This window comes from Desulfoplanes sp., assembly GCF_054921335.1.
On the sequence record NZ_JBUDSQ010000018.1, the window covers coordinates 32,144 to 55,588 of the forward strand.

The 23,445-nt window shown below is 56.3% G+C and carries 21 protein-coding genes and 1 other RNA gene; 21 read left to right on the top strand and 1 reads right to left on the bottom strand.

What is annotated here, in order from left to right; genetic code table 11:
* Window positions 1-108 precede the first annotated feature (108 nt).
* Entirely contained in the window at window positions 109-2,466 is a 2,358-nt protein-coding gene (locus ACY692_RS05890; RefSeq protein WP_462324418.1) for a penicillin-binding protein 1A, read from the top strand.
* 25 nt (window positions 2,467-2,491) lie between these two features.
* The gene (locus tag ACY692_RS05895) at window positions 2,492-3,535 is read left to right on the top strand and encodes a hypothetical protein (protein WP_462324419.1); all 1,044 of its coding nucleotides are present in this window, start codon (window positions 2,492-2,494) and stop codon (window positions 3,533-3,535) included.
* Window positions 3,536-3,691: 156 nt separating this feature from the next.
* On the opposite strand, the gene mnmL is transcribed toward ACY692_RS05895, so the two are convergent.
* Complete coding sequence (mnmL, locus tag ACY692_RS05900; protein WP_462324420.1) at window positions 3,692-4,666, bottom strand: tRNA modification radical SAM protein MnmL/YtqA; 975 nt, start codon at window positions 4,664-4,666, stop codon at window positions 3,692-3,694.
* Window positions 4,667-4,882: 216 nt separating this feature from the next.
* On the opposite strand from mnmL, the gene ACY692_RS05905 reads away from it, so the two are divergent.
* The 19 genes from ACY692_RS05905 to thrC all read left to right on the top strand — a co-directional run bounded on the left by ACY692_RS05905 (window position 4,883) and on the right by thrC (window position 23,254).
* Window positions 4,883-5,923 carry a rod shape-determining protein gene (locus ACY692_RS05905; protein WP_462324421.1) on the top strand — a complete coding sequence of 347 codons (1,041 nt, stop codon included), beginning with the start codon at window positions 4,883-4,885 and terminating at the stop codon, window positions 5,921-5,923.
* Between the two features lie 34 nt (window positions 5,924-5,957).
* Window positions 5,958-6,821, top strand: a complete 864-nt coding sequence (gene mreC / locus ACY692_RS05910) for a rod shape-determining protein MreC (RefSeq protein WP_462324422.1) — start codon at window positions 5,958-5,960, stop codon at window positions 6,819-6,821.
* Window positions 6,818-7,276 (top strand): hypothetical protein, encoded by a 459-nt coding sequence (locus tag ACY692_RS05915; protein ID WP_462324423.1) that lies wholly within the window; start codon window positions 6,818-6,820, stop codon window positions 7,274-7,276. The genes mreC and ACY692_RS05915 overlap by 4 nt, the downstream gene beginning before the upstream one ends.
* The gene (mrdA, locus tag ACY692_RS05920) at window positions 7,263-9,068 is read left to right on the top strand and encodes a penicillin-binding protein 2 (RefSeq protein WP_462324424.1); all 1,806 of its coding nucleotides are present in this window, start codon (window positions 7,263-7,265) and stop codon (window positions 9,066-9,068) included. Before ACY692_RS05915 ends, mrdA begins: the two co-directional genes overlap by 14 nt.
* Window positions 9,050-10,156, top strand: coding sequence for a rod shape-determining protein RodA (gene rodA, locus ACY692_RS05925; RefSeq protein WP_462324425.1), 1,107 nt, complete (start codon window positions 9,050-9,052; stop codon window positions 10,154-10,156). The genes mrdA and rodA overlap by 19 nt, the downstream gene beginning before the upstream one ends.
* A gap of 109 nt (window positions 10,157-10,265) precedes the next feature.
* A complete protein-coding gene (locus ACY692_RS05930; RefSeq protein ID WP_462324426.1) occupies window positions 10,266-10,679 on the top strand; it encodes a bactofilin family protein in 414 nt (137 codons plus the stop codon).
* Between the two features lie 141 nt (window positions 10,680-10,820).
* The gene (locus ACY692_RS05935) at window positions 10,821-11,243 is read left to right on the top strand and encodes an ATP synthase F0 subunit B (protein ID WP_462324427.1); all 423 of its coding nucleotides are present in this window, start codon (window positions 10,821-10,823) and stop codon (window positions 11,241-11,243) included.
* A 24-nt stretch (window positions 11,244-11,267) separates the two neighbouring features.
* Window positions 11,268-11,837: a F0F1 ATP synthase subunit B family protein gene (locus tag ACY692_RS05940; RefSeq protein ID WP_462324428.1), complete on the top strand. Its 570-nt coding sequence runs from the start codon at window positions 11,268-11,270 to the stop codon at window positions 11,835-11,837.
* Entirely contained in the window at window positions 11,834-12,385 is a 552-nt protein-coding gene (gene atpH / locus ACY692_RS05945; protein WP_462324429.1) for an ATP synthase F1 subunit delta, read from the top strand. Before ACY692_RS05940 ends, atpH begins: the two co-directional genes overlap by 4 nt.
* Before the next feature lie 5 nt (window positions 12,386-12,390).
* Window positions 12,391-13,899, top strand: coding sequence for a F0F1 ATP synthase subunit alpha (atpA, locus tag ACY692_RS05950; RefSeq protein ID WP_462324430.1), 1,509 nt, complete (start codon window positions 12,391-12,393; stop codon window positions 13,897-13,899).
* Between the two features lie 18 nt (window positions 13,900-13,917).
* A complete protein-coding gene (locus ACY692_RS05955) occupies window positions 13,918-14,793 on the top strand; it encodes a F0F1 ATP synthase subunit gamma (RefSeq protein WP_462324431.1) in 876 nt (291 codons plus the stop codon).
* A gap of 14 nt (window positions 14,794-14,807) precedes the next feature.
* Window positions 14,808-16,217 (top strand): F0F1 ATP synthase subunit beta, encoded by a 1,410-nt coding sequence (gene atpD / locus ACY692_RS05960; protein ID WP_462324432.1) that lies wholly within the window; start codon window positions 14,808-14,810, stop codon window positions 16,215-16,217.
* Window positions 16,218-16,245: 28 nt separating this feature from the next.
* A complete protein-coding gene (locus tag ACY692_RS05965) occupies window positions 16,246-16,674 on the top strand; it encodes a F0F1 ATP synthase subunit epsilon (RefSeq protein ID WP_462324433.1) in 429 nt (142 codons plus the stop codon).
* 204 nt (window positions 16,675-16,878) lie between these two features.
* Window positions 16,879-18,243, top strand: coding sequence for a bifunctional UDP-N-acetylglucosamine diphosphorylase/glucosamine-1-phosphate N-acetyltransferase GlmU (glmU, locus tag ACY692_RS05970; protein WP_462324434.1), 1,365 nt, complete (start codon window positions 16,879-16,881; stop codon window positions 18,241-18,243).
* Between the two features lie 226 nt (window positions 18,244-18,469).
* Complete coding sequence (zapA, locus tag ACY692_RS05975; protein WP_462324435.1) at window positions 18,470-18,745, top strand: cell division protein ZapA; 276 nt, start codon at window positions 18,470-18,472, stop codon at window positions 18,743-18,745.
* A gap of 7 nt (window positions 18,746-18,752) precedes the next feature.
* A non-coding RNA gene (ssrS, locus tag ACY692_RS05980) (6S RNA) lies at window positions 18,753-18,934 on the top strand.
* 280 nt (window positions 18,935-19,214) lie between these two features.
* Window positions 19,215-20,774, top strand: a complete 1,560-nt coding sequence (rny, locus tag ACY692_RS05985; RefSeq protein ID WP_462324436.1) for a ribonuclease Y — start codon at window positions 19,215-19,217, stop codon at window positions 20,772-20,774.
* Between the two features lie 85 nt (window positions 20,775-20,859).
* Window positions 20,860-21,774: a UbiA-like polyprenyltransferase gene (locus ACY692_RS05990; RefSeq protein WP_462324437.1), complete on the top strand. Its 915-nt coding sequence runs from the start codon at window positions 20,860-20,862 to the stop codon at window positions 21,772-21,774.
* Window positions 21,775-21,799: 25 nt separating this feature from the next.
* Window positions 21,800-23,254: a threonine synthase gene (thrC, locus tag ACY692_RS05995; protein ID WP_462324438.1), complete on the top strand. Its 1,455-nt coding sequence runs from the start codon at window positions 21,800-21,802 to the stop codon at window positions 23,252-23,254.
* Window positions 23,255-23,445: the final 191 nt, after the last annotated feature.

Consider the following 23,445-nt stretch of genomic DNA (forward strand, 5'->3'; position numbering starts at 1 on the left):
GCCGGCGGACAGTGCGTCGTGGCTGAAAAACCCGTCTACCTCTGCTCCTGAGGAATACGGGACTGGGAGGCTCGGGGAGACCCTCCCCCTGAAATACAGGAACGGACTATGAAATTTTGTAAAATATTGAGCGGGGTCTGCATGGCCCTGCTCCTGCTCGCCATTTCTGCCGGTGTGGGGATCTATTTCTGGGCTATCAAGGATTTGCCCGGATTCAAGACCATCACGGACTATAATCCGCCTCTGGTGACCACGGTTCTGACCACTAATGACAATGTCCTGGGATATTTTTATAAGGAAAAACGGTTTCTCGTCCCCTTACAGGAGATGGCACCCATTGTGGGCAAGGCCTTTTTGGCGGCTGAAGATAGTGGGTTCTACGAGCATGATGGGGTGGACATCCCCGGTATCTTCAGGGCGGCGATCAAGAATGTTCTGGCCGGCGGGATCGTTCAGGGGGGAAGTACGGTCACCCAGCAGGTGATCAAGTCTCTCCTTCTGAGTCCCGAGCGGAGTTACGCCCGCAAGGCCAAGGAGGCTATCCTTGCCTATCGTTTGGAAAAATATCTGAGCAAGGAAGAGATCCTGACCATCTACCTCAACCAGATCTACATGGGTTCGGGAGCGTATGGGGTGGAGGCCGCTGCAAGGAAATACTTCGCCACCCATGCCTCGGACCTGACCCTGGCCCAGGCCGCGCTTTTGGCCGGGCTTCCCAAGGCCCCGTCACGATATTCCCCGCTGAACCATCCCGAACGGGCCATAAAACGGCAGCACTACGTGCTCGGACGTCTTCTGGAGCTGGGCTGGATCGATGAAGCCTCATTCCGGGAGGCCATGGATACCGAACTGGTTTTCAAGAGCATGGCCGATCCCTCATGGCAGCAGGGGGCGTACTATCTTGAAGAGGTGCGTAGGCACCTCCTCGAGCGTTTCGGGGAAGACATGGTTTACAATGGCGGGTTGACCGTCCATACGGGTATGGATTTCGCGCACCAGCTTCCCGCGGAAAACGCCATGCGCCATGGTCTGATCGCCTCGACCAAGCGCAGGGGGTGGCAGGGGCCCATCGAGACCCTGCAACCCGCCCGGTATGAGGAATTTTTAGAAAGCGCGGCCCTTGTCGAGGCGGCCCTGGTGCCGGGAGAATGGATCCGGGTTCTTGTGACCGGGGTGACCAAGGACGGGGCCCGGGTCATGTTTGGTCCCTACGAGGGATACATTGGCGTCAAAACCATGGGGTGGGCCCGTATCCCGGATGTGGCCAAGGCCCCCGAAGAGGTCCGGGACATCAAGGACGCAAGGGACGTTCTCCGGGAGGGGGATGTCGTCTGGGCCTCGATCGAAAATCTGCCCGGAGAGAACACGGTATGGCCCCTTGCCCTGGAGCAGGAGCCCGGGGTCCAGGGGGCATTGGTTTCCCTGGATCCGGTCAGCGGTGATGTGCTCGCTCTTGTCGGTGGGTATGATTTTTTCAAGAGCCAGTTCAATCGGGCGACCCAGGCATCGCGCCAGCCCGGTTCGGGGTTCAAACCCATCGTCTATTCCACGGCCCTGGACAACGGGTTCACGCCGGCTTCCGTGGTTCTCGATGCGCCCATTGTGTACGATGATCGGGCGACCAATTCGACCTGGAAACCGGAGAATTTCGAAGGGATTTTTTATGGTCCTACCCTGCTGCGGACCGCTCTGGTCAAGTCCAGGAATCTGGTGACGATCAGGATCGCCCAGCGGATCGGAATAGAAAAGATCATCGAACGTGCCCACGATCTCGGGATCAAGGGCGATTTTCCCAAAGACCTTTCAGTGAGCCTGGGATCCAGGCCGGTGACCCCCCTTGAGCTCTGCACTGCCTTTACCAGCTTTGCGCGCGGGGGAACCATTGTCCAGCCCAGGCTCATCACCAGGGTCACCGATGCCTGGGGCAAGGAAATCTATGCGCCCGGAGTCATGCCGGTTCAGGTAATGAGTCCCCAGACGGCCTATATCATAACCAATTTGCTCCAGCAGGTCGTCAAGTACGGCACCGGATGGCGGGCCAGATCCCTGCACCGCCCGGTTGCCGGGAAGACGGGAACCTCCAACAACGAACAGGATGCCTGGTTCATGGGATTCTCTCCGTACCTACTGACCGGCGTCTACGTGGGGTTCGACACGGTCCGACCCATGGGCAAGTACGAAACGGGTTCCAGGGCGGCGGCCCCCATCTGGGTCGAGTACCGCAAGGCGGTCGAGGATACCTACCCCGTGCAGGATTTTTCCCCGCCCCCGGATATCGTTATGGCCAGGATCGATCCCCAGACCGGCCTGCTGGCCAGTCCCGGGGCCCAAAAAAGTATTTTTTTGCCGTTCAAGGCAGGCACGGAACCGACGCAAACCTCGCAGGTACCCTCTGTGCCGGGGGGGGCGGGGCAGTCCATGATGGAGCCGGATTCCGACGAGGATCTTCTCAAGCAGATTTTTTGAACCCAATTTACAGGAAGACGGATCCATGTTCAGCGCTGTACGGGGGCTGCTTACCGAAGCCTTTTGTGTAACCCGTGATCTGTTCAAGATCATGGTGCCGATCATCCTCGGGGTCAAAGTCCTCCAGGAGATGGGGGCGATCGACTGGTTGGCCGGTCCCCTTTCAGGGGTCATGGGGTGGGTCGGACTCCCCGGAAGCATGGGGCTGGTCTGGGCCACGGCCATGGTCAACAATATCTATAGCGCGATCATCGTCTATGTGTCCCTGGCCCCGCAGGAGTCTTTGAGTGTTGCCCAGGTCACTGTCCTGGCGACCATGATCCTTGTTGCCCATTCGCTGCCCGTGGAGTTGGAGATTGTCCGCAAATCCGGCCCGAGACTCTGGTTCCAAGCGGTCATGCGTATCGGCTCGGCCTTTGTCCTGGGGGTGGTCCTCTACCATGTCTATACATGGGGGGGCTGGTTGACAGAGCCGAGCGTGCTCCCTCTCGGCATCGATCCCGCGGCCCGGGACCTTCCGTCCTGGGCCATTTCCCAAATCAGGAATCTGGCCTGGATCTTTGTCATTATCCTCGGGTTGCTTATTTTTATGCGATGCCTCTCGGCCCTGGGGATCACCAAGATACTTATTCGGTTGCTTGATCCCCTACTCAGGGTGCTGGGTATCGGTAAGGAGGCTGCGCCATTGACCATTGTGGGCATGGTCATGGGGATCGGATACGGGGGGGGGCTCATACTGCACGAGGTCAAGCAGCACAGGGTCGGCCAGAGGGATATTTTTTTCGCTCTTTCCCTCATGGGACTCTCCCACAGCCTGATCGAGGACACCCTGCTCATGCTCTCGATGGGGGGCGGGCTCTCCGGCATCCTGGTGGGCCGGGTGGTTTTTTCCCTGGTCTTTGTTTTTGTCCTTGTGCGTATGGTCAACGGTATGTCGGAAAAGAGGTTTCTCAGATTTTTTTTCGCGCCCCAGAATCTTGGCAGTGGCGGGGAAGGGAGAGAGGAGGGCCCAAAATCCGGAATCCGTGAACAACAGCGCAAGCCCGGCGATACGTCATCCCGGACATGATCAGGGATCATGTGGGGGGTGGTTTCCGGCTGGAGGCCCAAAACGACCCTTGTCCCTCGAGATCCCGGTCGTTGGCCAGATGAGCCACCGGCGCGGCCTGGACGAATGAAAATAGGACGGGGATGGTGCGCTCTGTTTGGATGGTCGATAGCCGGCTCAGGCCGTGTCGGCAGGAAGACCTCCGTCGCGGTCGAACCAGGGCGGGCGACGGGATGTCCTGCCGTAAGCCCTGCCCTGCCAGGTGTCTTGCTCTGCGAGCGCCAGCGATATGGCCTGCAGGACGCCTGATTTGTCCCCGGCCCAGTCCGGGGCGAGCAGTTCCCCGGGTTGGGGGTCCCCGTTGAGCCGGTGGATGACGATGTCCGGCCGGAGGTGTGCCAAACCATGGACCACCCATCCGACATACTCCGCCATGCTCGGTGGAAGATAGTCTCCCCGTCGCCACCAGAGGGCCAGCCCCGCACCCTTGCACACATAGAGATTGTGGATTTTTATTCCCTGGACGGGCAAACGGTTCAGGAAATCGATGGTCGCGAGGAAGTCTTCCTTTGTTTCGCCGGGCAGACCGGCGATGACATGTGCGCAGACCTTGAGGCCCATCTCCCCGGCCATGCGCGCGGACCGCTCAAAACAAGCGACATCGTGGCCCCGATTGATCCGGACCAGGGTTTGGTCGTTGGCGGATTGGAGGCCGAGGTCGAGCCAATTTTCAGGCCCGGGAAATTTTGCCAGGGCAGCGAGTTTGGCCCTGTCTAGACAGTCCGGGCGGGTCCCAATACATACCCCCGCGAGTTCGGGAAGCCCGCGCAGCTCATCGAGAACACGGGTCACGGCCGACAAGGGGCCATAGGTGTTGGTGAACGATTGTAGATAGCCCAGAAAGGCGTGGGCCTTGTATTTTTTGTGGAATCTGGCCCGCCAAAAATTGTACTGTTCGGCCAGGGGGGTGCTGTCCTGTCCCTGCCCTGTTCCAGAGCCGAGCGGGTTACAGAAAAGGCACCCGGCTGCGGACAGGGTTCCGTCCCGGTTGGGACAGGAAAATCCTGCATCCAAGGGGATCTTTTGGACACGATGGCCGTGCCGGTTATGGAAATAGGTGGACAGGGAAAAATATCGGGATGGAGGTCGCATGGGAATGTCCGGGGGGTTCTGGGATGGAGGTTTCCGTGGAACGGTCCGCAGGAGCTGGGCTCTTCCGTGTTGCCTGGTACGTTCTCTTTTGATAGATGATCCATGTTTTTTGCAGCGAATGGTCTGCGTTCCGTCCTGCAGGCAGGGCGGCCATGGGGGATCCACCACTCGGGCTGTGATCCTAATCGAAGTGCTTATGCAGGGAAGTGAGGTTTTATGTCCAGGATTTTTGATGCAATCATCGGCAGGTTTTCCAACGATCTGGCCATTGATCTAGGTACCGCCAACACCTGTGTGTACGTCAAGGGCAAGGGGATCGTTCTCCGTGAGCCGTCGGTGGTCGCTGTGAAGCGAGATGTCCGCGGGAACAACAAGGTCCTTGCCGTAGGGGCCGAGGCCAAGCGGATGCTTGGGCGAACCCCAGGGAATATTGTGGCCATTCGCCCCATGAAGGATGGGGTCATTGCAGATTTTGAAGTCACTGAAGCCATGCTCAGGCACTTCATCTCCAAGGTCCACAACAGTAGGCGATTGGTACGGCCCAGGATCGTCATCTGTGTGCCCACGGGGATCACTCAGGTGGAGAAACGGGCCGTCAAGGAGTCTGCGGAGAGTGCCGGCGCCCGAGAGGTCTATCTCATTGAGGAGCCCATGGCCGCGGCCATTGGCGCGGAGCTGCCAATCACCGAACCCACTTCGAATATGGTCGTGGACATCGGGGGAGGAACGACCGAGGTGGCGGTCATATCCCTGGCTGGTATCGTCTACAGCCGCTCCGTCCGGGTGGGCGGGGACAAGATGGACGAAGCCATCATGCAGCATGTCAAACGCAAGTACAATATGCTTATCGGAGAGAGCACGTCCGAGGAGATCAAGAAGAATATCGGCTCGGCCTTCTCTTCGGGGGATGAAGAGGAGATGGACGTCAAGGGCCGGGATCTGGTCTCGGGAATCCCCCAGAATGTGACCATCACCGCCAAGGAGATCCGCAAGGCCATTGCCGAGCAGGTCGACAGTATCGTCCAGGCCGTACGGATCGCCCTGGAGCAAACCCCGCCGGAACTGGCCGCTGATATCGTCGATCGGGGCATCGTCCTCACCGGGGGCGGTGGGCTGCTCAAGGGGCTGGACCAGCTACTGCGCGAAGAGACCTCCTTGCCGATCATCGTTGTCGATGATCCCCTCTCCACTGTGGTCATGGGGTCGGGAAAGGTCCTGGACAACATGGGCGTTCTCAAAGAGGTGACCATCGATTAACCCCTTTTCCTTCCGCCCTCGTCTGGCAGTCTTCGTGGTGATCGGTTTGATGGTCACCTATGTGTCTATCTATACCTGGAATTTCAAAACCGGCTTCCTGGACCGGTTTGTTGTATCCACCGGTCTGGAAGCCGTTGGCGGGATTCTGGCCCCGGGAAAATGGGTCCACGCAGAGTGGACACGCTTCCGGGAGCAGTATGTGCATCTCGTGGGCGTGCAGGAAGAAAATGAGACCTTGCGGAGGGAATTGGAAGCCCTGCGCATGGTCGTGGACAACCTGCGGGAAAAGGAACATCAGGCTGAACGGCTGCAGCGGCTGCTGGATTTTGAACCACCGGTCGGATGGTCCAAGAGCGGTGCCCGGGTGGTCGGCCACCGCGTTGGGGCCAACGCGGTTCTTCGATCAATACTGATCGACAAGGGGACCTGCTCGAATATCGGGGTGGATACCCCGGTCATCTCCCCCCAGGGCGTTGTCGGCCGGATCCACCGGCCCGGATGGCATTTTTCCAACGTCCTGCTCCTGACCGACCCCAACAGCCATATCCCGGTTATTGGTCGGTCCAGCAGGATCCCGGCCGTTGCCGTGGGGCAGGGAGACGATGCCCCCCTGCGCGTTAAGTATGTTTCTCTCAATGCGGCCATGGATGAGGGTGAATTCCTCGTCACCTCCGGTCTTGGGGGGATGTTTCCCAAAGGACTTCCCGTGGCCCGGGTGTCCCGCGTGTCCCGCTCGGCTATTTCCCTGTTCCAGGATATCCATGCGGAACCCTTGGTCAGCCCGGCATTGCTGGAAGAGGTCCTTGTCCTTGATCCTGAGGGCGGAGAACCCCATAACGACAATGCGACGTCCTCCAATGGAGCGTTCCAAGGGACGGGGGGGGACGGCCGGATATGAGTGTGTGGGTCTGGTGGGCCGTGTACACCGTACTTGCGGTGTGGGCCCAGGAATTTTTTGGCGGAATGGATTTTTTCAGCCCTGGCCTGATTGTTTTTCTCCAGGCCGGGCGGTTCAAGAGTTGTCTCTGGGTCGGTCTTGTCTGGGGCATTCTGCAGGAAGGGGCGGGATCCCTTTCCTTTGGCGCCGTCCTACTTTTCGATGTCGGTCTGGTTGGAATGTTTTTTCTGGGAAAATGGCTTCTCGAGCCCGAGAATCCCGTTTTTGTCATGGTACTTTCCGCCGTCCTGGTCCTGTGGCAGGCGGTGGTCACCGTCGGGCTGGCCACATTGCAGGATCTCCACGTATCCTGGCCTTCCGGATCGTTCCTGGCCCTCCAATTTTTGGCCTATGTATTGACCTGGGCCTTTGTCTATCCCCTGTTCACCAAGGTGGTCCCCCGTGCCGCAACTTGACGCCGATAGATTGCAAGGGACACCGGGAAATCCCACACTTTTATATTTCCTGGTCATCTTTCTGTTCTGTCTTTTCGGCCTTCGGCTGTGGTATCTGCAGGTCTACAAGGGAAAATACTTTGACCGCAAATCACGGGACAATCGGATCAGGCGTTACAGTATTTACGCTCCCCGTGGCTTGCTGCGCGATACCCATGGAAAATTGCTGGCAGAAAACCAGCCCTCCTATGCCCTGAGTATCGTCCGTGAGGACTGTCCCGATATCGGTGGGACCCTTGAACAGGTAGCGCGCTGGACCGGTATCCCCCAGGAGCAGATCCGCACCGAGTATGAGCGGGGCAAGAAACGGGTCCGGTCCTTTGACAACCAGATCCTGGTCCCGCACATCACCTTTGAGCAGGTCGCGGTTATCGAGTCCCACGCCATAGAATGGCCGGGGCTCAGGATTTTGGTCCGCCCCAAGCGGCACTATGCCAAAGGCCCCTTGATGACCCATGTGCTCGGTTACGTGGCCCAGGCCGACGAGGAAGAACTCAACGGGGATCCCACGTTGGCCCTTGGGGATAATATCGGCAAGCTGGGGCTGGAATCCGTGCTTGAAAACGTCCTGCGCGGTGTCAAGGGGCGCAGGGAGGCCGAAGTGGACGCCTCTGGCAGGATTATGCGGGAGAAGGTGGTTTCGCCGCCCACGGCGGGCCAGGATGTCGGGCTGAGTATCGATCTCGGTCTCCAGGAAGTGGCGACCAGGGCCCTGGCTCCCCAGGCGGGTGCGGTGGTTGTTCTTGATCCGGATACGGGCAAGGTGCTCGCCCTGGTCAGCGAGCCCTCCTACGATAATAATCCCTTTGTCGACGGCATCGGGGTGGAACAGTGGCGGGCGTTACTCGGCAATACCCGCCATCCACTGCAGAACCGGTCCATCCAGAGTACCTATCCGCCGGGATCGGTGTTCAAGCTGGTCATGGCCCCCTGTGGTCTTTACAACCATGCCGTTACTCCGGAGAAAACGGTCTATTGTCCCGGGAGCTATCGGCTGGGTAATCGGGTCTTTCGGTGCTGGAAGCGGCGGGGACACGGCCGCGTGGATCTCCAAAGGGCCCTGGTGGAATCCTGTGATGTCTATTTTTATAAATTGGGCGAAGAACTGGGTATCGGGGCCATTAGTCGTTTCGCCAAGTCCTGCGGCTTCGGCCGGCCTACCGGGATTGCTCTGCCCCACGAGAAATCCGGCCTGATCCCGGACAGCTCCTGGAAGTGGAAACGGTACGGACGGCCATGGCAGAAGGGCGAAACCCTCAATGTGTCCATAGGCCAGGGGTCTGTCCTGGTCACTCCCCTCCAGGTCGCGGTCTATATCAGTGCCCTGGTTAATGGAGGTCGGATCATCCAGCCGAGTCTGCTCAAACAGAATCCGGTCATATCCAATGGATTTTTGCCCTTTGGCGACAAGATCAGGGAGCGCATCCTTGATGCAATGGTCGCAACGGTGAAAGATCCCCACGGCACGGCTCGGCGGTTGAGAATGGAAGGATGCCGGATAGGCGGCAAGACCGGAACGGCCCAGGTGGTCAATCTCCAGGAAAAATACGAGAAAAAAGAGACCCACGAGATCCCGTACCGGATGCGTGACCATGCCTGGATGGTCAGTTTCGGGATGAAGGGGGACAAAAAATATGTGGTCGTGGCCATGGTCGAACATGGTGGCCATGGTGGCTCGGATGCCGGCCCTGTGGTGAGGGCGGTCTACGAATATCTCTTTGCTGGAAAGGACCTATGTTCGACCGACGCTTGATCCTCCATGTCAACTGGGTCTTTATGGGGACCACGGTTGTCCTTTTGGGGTTGGGAGTCCTCAACCTCTATTCGGCGAGCGCCCTGCGGACCGAGGGGGGGGTGCTCCTGGATCCGTACTACCAGAAGCAGCTGATGTGGGGAGGTGCTGGTGGTTGTGCGATGTTGGCATGCATGCTCTTTGACTACCGCCATCTCAAGTCGCTGGCCTGGCCCATGTTTGTCATCTCCATGCTGCTTCTTCTGGCCGTGCCGGTCTTCGGGAAAACTATCTACGGGGCCAGGAGATGGATCAGCCTGGGGCTTTTTAATCTCCAGCCGAGCGAGATCGCCAAGATATGTGTACTCGTGCTCGGCGCCAAGTGTCTGGCCAGAATACCTGAAAAACTCGATTGGCGGGTGCTGATCAAGGTTATGTTCATCGGGGTGTTGCCGGCCGCCTTTATCGTCAAACAACCCGACCTCGGGTCCGGATTGACGGTGGTCCTCTTGTTGGGGGGGATGGTTCTGTACAAGGGGGTTGAAACCAAGATCCTCAAGGCTTCTCTCTTGCTTGGACCGTTACTGCTCCCCTTTGGTTGGTTTTTTTTGCATGACTACCAAAAGCAGAGGATCCTGACCTTTCTCAACCCCGGCCGCGATCCCCTTGGTGCCGGATACCACATCATCCAGTCCCAGATAGCCATAGGGTCGGGACAGTTCTGGGGCAAAGGATTCCTGGAGGGAACCCAGAGCCAACTCAGCTTTCTCCCGGAAAAGCATACCGATTTCGCCTTTGCCGTGTTCGGGGAGGAGTGGGGGTTCTTGGGGGCCATGGTCCTTCTGGTTCTCTTTTGTGTCTTTTTGTACCAGATCGTCATGACCTCCCAGGAGGCCAAGGATAATTTTGGTTCGCTCCTGTGTGCTGGGGTCTTCTTCTATTTTTTCCTCCAGATCCTGATCAACATGGGCATGGTCCTGGGACTCATGCCGGTGGTGGGGATACCTCTTCCCTTCATCAGTTATGGGGGGAGCGCTTCCGTGGTCAATTTTTGTCTCATCGGATTGGTTCTCAATGTCTCCATGCGGCGGTACGTCTTCAAAAAATAACCACACCGCGGGGAGTTTTGGGGGGCGGGAGGAGAGACAGAGGGAATAAAAAACGCATCTCTGGTCCAGGTATAAATGCGGACCGGATAAACAATATGGGGACGGTCCTATGGCACGAGATCAGATAAACGCCTTTTTGGGGGCGGGAACAAAATACGAGGGAAAACTGGATTTTCAGGGATCCGTTCGTATCGATGGTGATTTCCACGGGGAGATCGAATCAGAGGGCACCCTGGTCGTTGGCAAGGACGCCCGGATCGAGGGGGTGTTCCGCATCGGGGAATTGATACTTAGCGGGACCATGCACGGACAGGTGACGGCCTCGAAAAAAATTGTTCTGAACAAGCAGTCCCATTTTACCGGAACATTGAAAACCCCGATTTTCGTAGTCGAAGAGGGTGCGGATCTGCAGGGTCGGGTCAACCTGGACAATGCGGGGCAGGAACCCGAAACCCCCGAGGAGTGCTGCGGAGCGGTACCAAACCTGGAACAAGAGGGGGTAATCAGTATAGCGAACACGTGAAAATGAGAACTTGTAGGAATGACGAGGGCTGGGAGCCTTTTAGTCGAGGAAAAAAATGAAAAAGGCTTTGACAGAAAAAAGTAAATTGGCTAGTAGGCGCGCTGACATTGAACAAAAATTCACATAGTCGGAGGGGGCTGCATGATTGAACTCAATGTAACATTTTTTATCCAGTTCGTGAACTTCTTGATCACGTTGATGGTGTTGAACCTCATCCTCTATCGGCCGATCCGCGGTATTTTGAAGCGGAGGGCGGAGCACCTCGCCAAGAGCTTGGCCGAGGTGGAAGATTTCAACGCCGGCGCCGGAGAGAAGCTCAAGAGCTACGAAGATGGATTGGCAACTGCCCGGAGCGAAGCGCAAGCCGTTCGCAACAGCAGGCAGGAAGAGGGGTATGGGGAAGAGAAGACTATCGTCGGTGGGGCTTCCAAGGAAGCTGCCTCTTTTCTCGGGTCCGCACGCAAGGAGATCGCGTCCGAGTCCGAATCGGCCCTGTCCACTCTCAAGGGCAAGGTCGACGAGTACGCTAAGGCGGCCACCGGCAAAATTCTCAGTAAAGCCTAAACCAAATAAAAGGAGGACGGAGCATTGAGAACTCTGAAGATGGTGGGGATGGCTTTCCTTCTGGTGCTCGTCTCTGCAGGGGCGGTTGTTGCAGCGGAGCACGGCGGGGGAGACTCTTCTAAATGGCTCAATTTGCTATACAGGTTCATTAATTTTGTGATCCTGGCCTGGATCATCTATAAGGTCGCGGGCAAGCGGTTGGCCGAATTCTTTTCCGGACGCAGGTACCAGATCGAGACGGACCTCAAGGATATGGACGCGCGGAAAGATGAGGCTGCAAAGAAGTTGAGCGATGTGGAAGCAAGTATTGCCAATCTCGAAGCCGAAAAAGCCAAGATCATCGAAGAAGCCGAGGCACAAGGTAATGCCCTGAAACAGGCGATTATCGACCAGGCCAACGCAACTGCGGACCAGATCAAGGCCCAGGCTAAGGTCGCTGCTGAACAGGAAGCCAAGCTGGCAGTCGAATCCATCAAGGCGGAAATGGCAGAAAGTATTGCTGACGCCGCCGAACTCATGGTGCAGAAGCAGCTCAAGAAAAAAGACCATGAAGGTCTGATCAATGAGTATCTAACAAAGGTGGTGCTAAATTGAGTGGGAACATAGCTGCACGCAGATACGCCCGAGCACTCTTTGCCATTGGTCAGGAAAACGGCGAGGCCGAGCTGAAAAAGTACGGCGACGATCTCTTGCAGATCGCTGAGGCGCTGGAAGGCGCTCCTGAACTCATGAAGTTCTTTCGTAATCCTGTCTTTACAATCGCAGAGAAGAAAGGCGTCGTGGCGAAGGTATTGGCCAAGACAAAACCCTGCAAGGTTGTCAAAAATTTTAGCTTTTTGCTGGCTGACAAGAATCGCTTGGATTGCTTGCCCGAGATACAAGCCTATTTCAGTGTCATCTTGGATGAGGTCCAGGGCATTGTTCGGGGGAATCTGATCACGGCCATCGATTTGACAGAGCCCCTGAAAAAGAAGGTCAAGGAACAACTCGAAAAGCAGTCTGGTAAGAATATTGTCTTGGAGTATGGGGTGGATCCCGACATTTTGGGCGGTCTGAAACTCAAGGTCGGAGACAAGGTCCTGGATGCCAGCATAAGGGCCCAGCTAGACATTTTGAAAGAAAATATAAAGAGGGGTAAGTAGAGGCTATGCAAATCAGAGCAGAAGAAATCAGCCAAATCATCGAAGGCCAGATCAAGGATTACGATAAAAAGGTTGAGATGAGCGAGACAGGTGTGGTCCTGTCCGTAGGTGATGGAATCGCCCGCGTCTATGGTGTTGAAAACGCCATGGCCATGGAGCTTTTGGAATTCCCCGGCGGTGTCATGGGTATGGTCCTTAACCTTGAAGAAGACAGTGTCGGTGTTGCCCTCCTGGGTGAAGACACGGGGATCAAGGAAGGCGACCCGGTCAAACGTACCGGACGCATCGTGCAGGTGCCCGTTGGCGACGCCGTCCAGGGCCGGGTTGTAGATGCTCTTGGGCAGCCCATCGATGGCAAGGGACCGATCGAGACCGCGGAGACCCGTCTCATCGAGATCAAGGCCCCCGGTATCATTGCCCGTAAGTCGGTCCACGAACCCATGTACACCGGCCTCAAGGCCGTCGACGCCATGACCCCCATCGGTCGCGGACAGCGTGAATTGATCATCGGCGACCGTCAGGTCGGGAAGACCGCCGTCGGTATCGACGCCATCATCGCGCAGAAGAACACCGACGTCCATTGCTTCTATGTCGCTGTCGGCCAGAAGAAGTCCACGGTCGCTCAGGTTGTGGATACCCTGGAAAAACATGGGGCCATGGAGTACACCACGGTTATCTCCTCCACCGCTTCCGAGCCTGCTTCCCTGCAGTACATCGCTTCCTATGCCGGCTGCACCATGGCCGAATTCTACCGTGACAACGGCAAGCACGCACTGATCATTTACGATGATCTGTCCAAGCAGGCTGTCGCCTATCGCCAGATGTCCCTGCTGCTCCGTCGTCCTCCGGGACGTGAGGCTTTCCCCGGTGATGTCTTTTATCTCCATTCCCGGCTGCTGGAACGTGCCTCCAAGGTCAACGATTCCCTGGGTGCCGGATCCATGACCGCCCTGCCGATCATCGAAACCCAGGCCGGTGACGTTTCCGCATACATCCCGACCAACGTCATCTCCATCACCGACGGTCAGGTCTATCTGGAGCCCAACCTGTTCAACGCCGGTGTCCGTCCCGCCATCAACGTCGGCCTGTCCGTCTCCCGAGTCGGTGGTGCCGCTCAGACCAAGGCCATGAAAAAGGTTGCCGGTACACTCCGTCTCGACCTTGCTCAGTATCGTGAGCTGGCCGCCTTTGCCCAGTTCGGTTCCGACCTCGACAAATCCACTCAGCTCAAGCTGACCCGTGGTGAACGTTTGGTCGAGCTGCTCAAGCAGCCCCAGTACCAGCCCATGCCGGTGGAGAACCAGGTGGTCACCCTGTACGCCGGAACCAAAGGGTTCCTGGACGAAATTCCTGTGGAGGAAGTCCAGAAGTGTGAGGCCGCCATGCAGGAATTCATGAACACCCAGAAGGCAGATGTCCTCAAGGAGATCCGGGAGACCCAGACCCTGGGCAAGGAAACCGAAGAAAAGCTCGCGGCTGCCATCGAAGAGTTCAAGAAGACTTTTAAAGCCTAGAGAGACAAGGAGAAGTAAATGGCATCACTCAGGGACATTCAGACACAGATCAGCGGGGTCAAGAAGACCAAGCAGATCACCAAGGCCATGAATATGGTTTCGTCTGCCAAATTGCGCGGTGCGCAGCAGCGCATTGAGCGTTTTCGTCCCTATGCCGATAAATATCAGGAGATTCTCACCGATCTTGCCTCCAGGGCTGATGAAAGCGCTCATCCTCTTTTGGAACAACGCGAAGAGAGGACAACGGTCGGCATTATTCTCGTCACGTCGGAAAAGGGGTTGTGCGGAAGTTTCAACGCCAACCTGTGCAATGCGGCCTTGAGACTGGCCCAGGAAAAATCCGGCGAAGGCAAGACGGTCCAATTTATCTGCGTAGGTAAAAAAGGCAGAGATTTTATAAAGAAAACATCCTTTGAAATTGTCGAGGCCCATGTTGAGGCCATGAACAATTTCGATTTTCAACTGGCCAACTCCATTGGGATCCAGGTCATCGACAAGTATGTTTCTGGAACGTTCGACGAAGTGCACGTGGTGTACGGTAAGTTTGTCAGTATCATAAAGCAGGAAAGCGTCGCCAACCAGGTTCTGCCGGTTGAGCAGAGCGTGGGTGAGGAAGCGGCAGGTGGTTCGAGTGAGTATATTTTCGAACCGTCTGTGGAAGGCCTGCTGGCCGAGCTCCTGCCTCGATATGTCAAAGTCCAGATCTATCGCGGACTCCTTGACACGTCGGCCAGTGAGAATGCGGCCCGCATGACGGCAATGGATAACGCCACCAAGAACTGTGATGAGCTGGCTGACAGTCTTACGTTGGTATACAATAAGGCCCGCCAGGCCGGTATCACCACTGAATTGATGGATATCGTCAGCGGATCTGAAGCGCTGAAAAATGCATAGGGGGACATAAAGGCATGAGTGCAGAAAATGTCGGAAAAATAGTACAGGTTATCGGAGCTGTCGTCGACCTGGAGTTTCCAGAAGACAAGCTTCCCAATATAATGAATGCTGTCACCATCACCAGCCCGACCTTGAGCGACGAGCCGGACAACCTGGTGGTCGAAGTGGCCCAGCATCTTGGTAACAACGTTGTCCGCTGTATCGCCATGGATGGAACCGACGGTCTGGTGCGCGGCATGGAAGTCAAGGATACGGGTGCCCCGATTTCCGTACCCGTTGGCAAGGCCTCTCTCGGCCGTATCCTGAATGTTGTCGGTAAGCCCGTGGATGAAATGGGTCCGGTCAACGCCGAAAAGACCTATCCCATCCATCGGCCCACACCCGCCTTTGTAGACCAGTCCACGAAGATTGAGGTCCTGGAAACAGGCGTCAAGGTCATCGACCTGCTCGTTCCTTTTCCAAAGGGTGGTAAGATGGGCATGTTTGGTGGTGCAGGTGTCGGCAAGACCGTTATCCTCATGGAAATGATCAACAATATCGCCAAGCAACACGGTGGTATATCCGTTTTCGCCGGTGTTGGTGAGCGTACCCGTGAAGGGAATGATCTGTACCACGAAATGAAGGACGCAGGTGTTCTGGAGCGTGCCGCTCTGGTATACGGACAGATGAACGAGCCTCCGGGAGCCCGTGCCCGTGTCGCACTGACCGCTCTGGCAGCCGCCGAGTACTTCCGTGATGAAGAGAATCAGGACGTGTTGCTGTTTATTGACAACATCTATCGATTCACCCAGGCCGGTTCCGAGGTCTCCGCATTGCTCGGACGTATGCCTTCCGCCGTTGGTTACCAGCCCACCCTGGGTACCGACCTCGGTGCTCTCCAGGAACGGATTACCTCCACTACCAAGGGTTCCATCACCTCGGTCCAGGCCGTTTATGTGCCCGCCGATGACTTGACAGACCCCGCACCGGCAACAACCTTCTCGCATCTCGACGGTACCATCGTTCTTTCCCGTCAGATCGCCGAGCTTGGTATCTATCCGGCCGTTGATCCTCTGGACTCCATCTCCCGTATTCTCGATCCCAACGTCGTTGGTGAAGAGCATTACGGGATTGCCCGTGAAGTGCAGATGGTTCTCCAGAAATATAAGGATCTCCAGGATATCATCGCCATTCTGGGTATGGATGAGCTGTCCGACGAAGACAAGCTCACCGTCTCTCGTGCCCGTAAGATGCAGCGTTTCCTCTCCCAGCCCTTCTTCGTTGCCGAACAGTTCACCGGCAAACCCGGCCGTTACGTCAAGCTCGAAGACACCATCAAGGGATTCAAGGGCATTCTTGAGGGCGACTACGACGACCTGCCCGAACAGGCCTTCTACTATGTAGGCGCTATTGAAGAGGCTGTTGAACACGCTAAGGAAATGTAAGAACCTTTGACCAGAAAGGTAAGTTGATATGGCTAACACGATCCAATTCGAGATAGTGACTCCCGATAGGAAGTTGCTCAGCGAAGACGTCGAGTATATTGGTGCCCCCGGCATCAATGGTGAATTCGGCGTTCTGCCCAATCACATACCTTTTCTGTCAGCTCTTGGCATCGGGAGTCTCTACTACAAAAAAGGCGGCAAGAAACATTATGTGTTCATTGCCGGTGGCTTTGCCGAGGTATCTCCCGAGAAAGTATCTGTACTTGCTGAAGTTGCAGAAAAGGCCGAAGAGATTGACATCGAGCGTGCTCGGAAATCAGCTGACCGGGCAGGAGTACGTATTGCCCAGCAGCAAGAAAAAGTCGATTTCGCACGGGCCCAGGCCCAACTCGCCCGGTCCATGCACCGTGTGCGGTGCCGTGAGTTCGCAGTTGCTGAGGGGACCTGCCGTATGTAGGTTGCTTGGTACACGAAGCGTCAATCAAGGGGGCGGGCCAATGGGCCCGCCCCCTTTTTTGGTGGTGGACAGTAAAGAACAGTTCAACTAGTGCTATTATGATATTTTTTGACGGCTCGAAGCTTTTTGAACGATGGGAAAAGGCTCTGGTCCTTGTGTTGGCGAGGTGCCGTGGGGAGTGCTTTTCATAGCGAGGAAACAACCATGTTTGAACCATCCATAGGCGCATTGATCCTTGCTGGGGGAAAGGGCACCCGGCTGTACTCAACGCGTCCCAAAGTCCTGCAGACCATTCTGGAAACCCCGTTACTCGAGTATGTCTACTCGCGTTTTAATCCTATGTTTGAAGATCGTGTCTGGACCATTGTAGGGTTCGGCCACGAGGATATTGAGCGGTCCTTTCCTGCGGCCATCGGCCGTTTTGTCCACCAGTCTCCCCAGCTCGGTACCGGGCACGCTCTCCAAGTGGCCTGGCCGGTCATCCGCAACTCCGGAGTGACCCACCTCGTCGTGGCCAACGGGGATACGCCGTTCGTTCCGGAACAGGCGGTTGTGGATTTGGTGGAACGGGGAATCGAAGAAGAGGCAGATATTGCCTTCCTGTCCATTGTCATGGACGACCCCGGTAGTTATGGCCGAGTCGTACGCCGGGCCGATGGGAGCGTCGGGGCAATAGTCGAGGCCAAGGATTTTGAACGGATGGATCCGGGCGATGAAATCCACGAGGTCAACTCGGGTATCTATTTCTTGCGTGCCGCATCGGTAGAAAAATTGCTCCCACGGCTTTCTGACGACAATGCCCAGAGTGAACTCTACATAACACAACTCGTCGATCTGGCGAATGATGACGGCATGCGTGTGGTCGCGGTTGAACACGGAGACGGACCCGAGCTCTTCGGGATCAACACCCCCCAGGAATTGGTTGATGCGGAAGACAGGCTCCGGCCCAGCATTGTCCAGCAGTGGATCGACAAGGGGGTCATTATACGCAACAAGGACATGGTCCGCATCGGGCCCATGGTCGAATTGGCCCCGGGAGTCGATCTTACCGGTCCCTGTGAGATCTATGGACATTCCATCCTCGCACCGGGCACGAGGGTCCACTCCAATTGCAGGATCGAGGATAGCCAACTAAATGGTTGCCAAGTGCATTCCTTTTCACATATAGAAGGAGCACAGGTTGGAAAAGACTGCTCGGTTGGTCCCTATGCGCGGCTCAGGCCCGGCGCGGTTCTGGAACAAGAAGCCCGGGTGGGCAATTTTGTGGAGATCAAAAAGGGTATTCTTGGACAAGCGAGCAAGGCCAGCCACTTGACCTACATCGGTGACTCGGTCATCGGTAAAGGGGTCAACATCGGCGCCGGGACCATTACCTGCAACTATGATGGACAAGACAAGCACACGACCCACATTGGTGACGGTTCCTTTATTGGCAGCAATACGGCTGTCGTTGCTCCGGTGAGTATTGGGAGCAATGTCCTCGTGGGGGCCGGAACGGTCGTCACCAAAGATGTTCCTGATGGATCACTATGCATAGCCCGGGCAAAACAAAAAAACTTGAAAAAATGAGATGGCTTGATTTTGCCCAAGCTATTACAAAAAGTACACGAGATATGGAAGTATTAGCTCAACTCACACGGAAAATTGATTCCTTGATCGACAAAAAGGAGTCCCTAGAGGCGGAAAACATGCTTCTTAGGGATCAATTGGATAAGGAACGGCAGAACAAAGAGGCCGTTCTCGCCAAAATTGAACACCTTCTGGGCAGGATCCAGGAGGTCAACCTCGACTAGGAATGGCTGGGTATCGGATAAGCCTGCTAGGCCTGGACACTTTTTTTAGGACGGACGCGAGTCCTGAACGTGTCGATAGGGCCAAAACGCTTCTGGAAGAGAGGTTTCAACCCCTTATGGAGAGGGGGCGGAATCTGAGCAAGGAAAAGTTGCTTCTTTTTTTGGCATTGAGCCTTGCTGATGACTTTCTGCAATGTAATGAACGATTGCAGGAGCTGGAAGACCGGCTCCAGCAATTGCTACATAAGATGGATAGTATCAATCAGAAGGATCTGTAACAAGGAGAATTTCCTGGGAAGTGCGTGATCATGATAGTTATTTTTGAGCCAATAACGATGTCTTGGGAGCCGGAGCCGGATACTGTGTGCATGCCCACCTCTGCTGTGGGAAGCCTGATGGTCCGGGGTGGTGCCCACCTCTGCATAAGAGGTTCAAATTGACTCATGACACGGCTTCCCGGGGACCCTTCCCCGCATGCCCTCGTGGGGGACTCATCCACTGCTTTTCTATGTAACCCGCCTCTTCCACCGGGCGTTTCCGCCCGACTCTCCATTCCCGTCACTATTTTTTTGGTGCAGGTACCGCTTGGTTCCTGCTGACAGCCGTTTTGGGGGATCCGCTGTTCTGGATACCCTGGATACCAACGTACACAAGCCCTGTAGCATATCCGGGGCATAATCATAAATCGCCCATAGACGACGCAGGGATCTGCGTTCTTCCGTGTATGGGGGCAATGGGGAGGGATATATGCTCAGTTCGATCATTATCACGGCCTTTATCTGTATCGGGCTCGGTGCGGGTATTGGTTTTTTTGTCCAGCGACAATTGTATATAAAGCAGGAAGAGGATGCGCACCATCTGGCCGGCAAGATTCTTGACGAGGCCCGTAAGGAGGCCGCGGCCCACAAAAAGGAGATACTCCTCCAGGGGCAGGATGAAATTTTTCAACACAAAAAGGAGATGGAAGAGGACGTCAAGGCCAGGGAGAAGGAGGTCAAGCGGATCGAAGGTCGGGTCCAGGAGAAACAGGAGCGGGTAGAGGCCAAGATTGAAAATGTGACCAAACGTGAGGCGGAGCTGGTCAGTTCTGAAAAGAAGTTGACCAAACAGGAACAATCCCTGAACGACAGGGCCAAGCACCTCGATCAACTGGTCCAGGATCAGGAAGAACGCCTCGAGCAGATTTCTGGATTGACCGCCGAGGAAGCCAGACAGCGGCTCATGCAGGAAATCGAAAGCAAAACCCGTCATGATGCGGCCAAAATGATCCGGGTCATAGAAATTGAGGCCCAGGAGAAGGCATCCCGGAAGGCCAGAGAGATCCTGGCCACAGCCATCCAGAGGTACGCCGGGGACTACGTCTCCGAACAGACCGTCTCCACGGTTGAATTGCCAAGTGAGGACATGAAGGGGCGGATCATCGGCCGGGAGGGAAGAAATATCCGGGCCATAGAAGCGGCTACCGGGGTCGACTTGATTATCGACGATACCCCTGAAACGGTGGTTCTTTCAGCCTACAGTCCCTTGCGCCGCCAGATTGCCAAACAGGCCCTTGAACGGCTCATCAGTGATGGGCGTATCCATCCGGCAAGGATCGAGGATGTGGTCAAGAAGGTGGAGCAGGAAATGGATGTCAAACTCCGCGAGATTGGGGAGCAGGCCACCTTTGATGTCGGTGTCCACGGTATCCATCCGGAAATTGTCCGTCTTCTGGGGCGGCTCTACTATAGGACGAGCTACTCCCAGAATGTCCTCCACCATTCCTTGGAGGTGGCCTTTCTCTGCGGGGTCATGGCGGCTGAACTGGGCATGGATGTCAAAAAGGCCAAGCGTGCGGGATTGCTCCATGATCTTGGCAAGGCCGTGGACCATGAGATCGAGGGACCCCATGCGCAGATTGGAGCGGATCTGGCCAAGAAATATGGAGAATCCAAGGAGATCATCCATGCCATTGCGGCCCACCATGAGGACGTGCCGCCCAAGACGGTCCTGGCCGTCCTGGTCCAGGCGGCAGATTCCCTGTCCGGTGCCCGTCCCGGGGCCCGCAAGGAGCTCTTGGAGAACTACGTCAAACGGTTGGAAGAACTTGAGGGCATCGCTACCAGCTTCGAAGGCGTGAACCGTGCCTATGCCATCCAGGCGGGCCGTGAACTCCGGGTCATGGTCGATTGCGAGCATGTCAACGATGACAAGATCTATCTCATCTGCAAGGACGTGGCCAAGAAGATCGAGGAAAAAATGACCTATCCCGGGCAGATCAAGGTGACCGTGATCCGGGAAAAGCGGGCTGTCGGATACGCGAAATAGACCTTTTTTTACAATGCGAAGAGAGTGGAGCCCCCCCCTGCAAACGGGGTGTTGCTGACGTCAAAGAATACGAGGTGATCGGTCCATGCATCCCGGAACCCAGAAATGGCCGGCACGGGCCCTCCGTGCCATGGTAGTCCTTTCCCGAATGGTCAAGATAGAGCACTCCGTCTTTGCCCTGCCCTTTGCCTATGTCGGTGCGTTTTGGGCGGCAGGTGGGTGGCCTGGGACCAGGGTCTTCCTGCTTTTGACCCTGGCCATGGTGCTTATCAGGTCCTTTGCCATGGGGTTCAACCGTTTGGCCGATGTGGCCATTGATGCGGCCAATCCGAGGACCCGCAACCGTCCCTTGGTCACGGGGGAGATTTCCCCCCTCCAGACCCGGGTATTTCTTCTGATCTGTGCCCTGGGATTCTGGGCCGCTTGTTGGGGACTGAACACGCTGTGCTTTTTGCTCGCTCCGTTCGCCCTCCTCTGGGCGGCCGGTTACAGCTTTGCCAAGCGGTTCACCCCCCTGTGCCACTACGCCCTGGGTTCGGTCCATTTTTTGGCGCCCATAGCTGGATGGATCGCATTCGATCCGGTGCTCGCTCCGGTCCCGGTGGTTCTCGGACTGGGGGTTCTTTTCTGGGTTGCCGGGTTCGATATCCTCTACTCCTGCCAAGACGTCGGCTTCGACCGGGAGCACGGGCTCTTTTCCATACCCGCCACATGGGGGATTCCGGTTGCGCTGACCCTGTCCACCTTTTCCCATGTGAACACGGTGATTTTTTTCGGCCTGGCCGGTTGGATCCAGGGGGCGGGCTGGATATATGCTGCTTCGTGGTTGTTTGTTTCCGCCATCCTTTTGTTTGAACATACCTTGATAAAGGAAAACGACATGCGCCGGGTGAATATGGCCTTTTTCACCCTGAACGGTCTGGTGGCCCTGGTCTTTTTGTTGGGCGTCCTGACCGACCTCTTCCTCATCTCGGTCAGTCCCCTGCAATCCGCTTTTTGAACTTTTCAGCCCCTGACTCTCTCCCATGAACCAAACAAATGGATTTCCCACCTACCGTGGAACGATGCGCTACAAATGTTTGTCCTGCGGTACGACCTACCCCATTGATGAATTGTACTATACCTGTCCCGACTGTGGCGGGGTCTTTCTCTTGGAAGATACCTCCCTGCAGAGCCTGGCTGAAAAACATGGCGGCCGGGAGTGGCAGAAGATTTTCGACGCCCGGGCAGCGACCAAGGAGACCTCTCTGCGGGGCATTTTCCGGTTCTACGAACTCATGGCCCCGGTCCTTGAACCCGAGGACATCGTCTATCTCGGAGAAGGGAATACCCCCATCATCCGGGCCTCCCGAGAACTCGAGGCCCATGTGGGGCAGCCCATGGCATACAAGAACGATGGCCAGAACCCCAGCGGATCCTTCAAGGACCGGGGTATGGCCTGCGCGTTCAGCTATCTGAGGCATCTGGTCCGCAAGCACGGCTGGGAACATGTGATCACCATATGTGCCTCCACCGGAGATACCTCCGCCGCGGCCGCTCTGTACGCCTCCTATGTAGGCGATCCCCTGAAGTCGGTGGTTTTATTGCCCAAGGGTAAGGTCACTCCACAGCAGTTGTCCCAACCCCTCGGCAGCGGGGCCATGGTTCTCGAGGTTCCCGGCGTGTTCGATGACTGCATGAAGGTGGTCGAGTATCTGGCGGACAATTACCGGGTCGCCCTGCTCAATTCCAAAAACGGCTGGCGTATCCTCGGGCAGGAGAGTTATGCCTTTGAGGTGGCCCAATGGTACGATTGGCAAATGAAGGACAAGGCCGTGTTCGTGCCCATCGGCAATGCCGGGAATGTTACGGCGGTCATGTCCGGGTTCTTGAAGTTGTACCGTCTGGGGGTCATAGACGCACTCCCGAAGGTTATCGGTGTCCAGTCATCGCATGCCGATCCGGTTTTCAAGTATTACGCCCAGCCGGCGGAATCTCGAGCCTATGCCCCTGTCAAGGTACGCCCGAGCGTGGCCCAGGCGGCCATGATCGGCAATCCGGTCTCTTTTCCCAGGGTCAGATTTTTGGTGGACCGGTACGAGAACCATGGGGGTGCTTTCCATGTCGTTCAGGTTCAGGAGCAGGAGATCATCGAGGGGATGCTCCGGGTCAACCGGCACGGACACATTGCCTGTACCCAAGGCGGGGAATGCTTCGCCGGTCTGGTCAAGGCCAGGGAGACGGGGCTTCTTGCGCCTGGGGAATTGGCCATCCTCGACTCCACGGCCCATGCCCTTAAGTTCATCGGATTCCAGGACATGTATTTTACGGATTCCTTTGCCAAAGGGTACGGAATCACCCCGGGCAAGGAGTTACATAACGCCCCGCAAGAGCTCATCGGGGCCGACCGCAGGGAAGCGCTGGACGGGGCATCGTTCACACGCGAGGCCGCGGATCGGGTGGTCGCTCAGCTGGGGCTTGCGAGCAAAAAGGCTGATTGAACCGGGGGAGACGTAACTATCCAGGCGCGTTTTGCAGGGACCGAATTTTGGTTGTAGAAATTTGTAACTATTCAGATGCATTTCCCCAGCATCAGCATTACGAATTTTAGAGATGTAGGGGAGTTAAGAAATTATAGGCGGGTAAACCAAGACCATTTTGGAATGTTGGGTTTTTATCGAACCTCTGATCC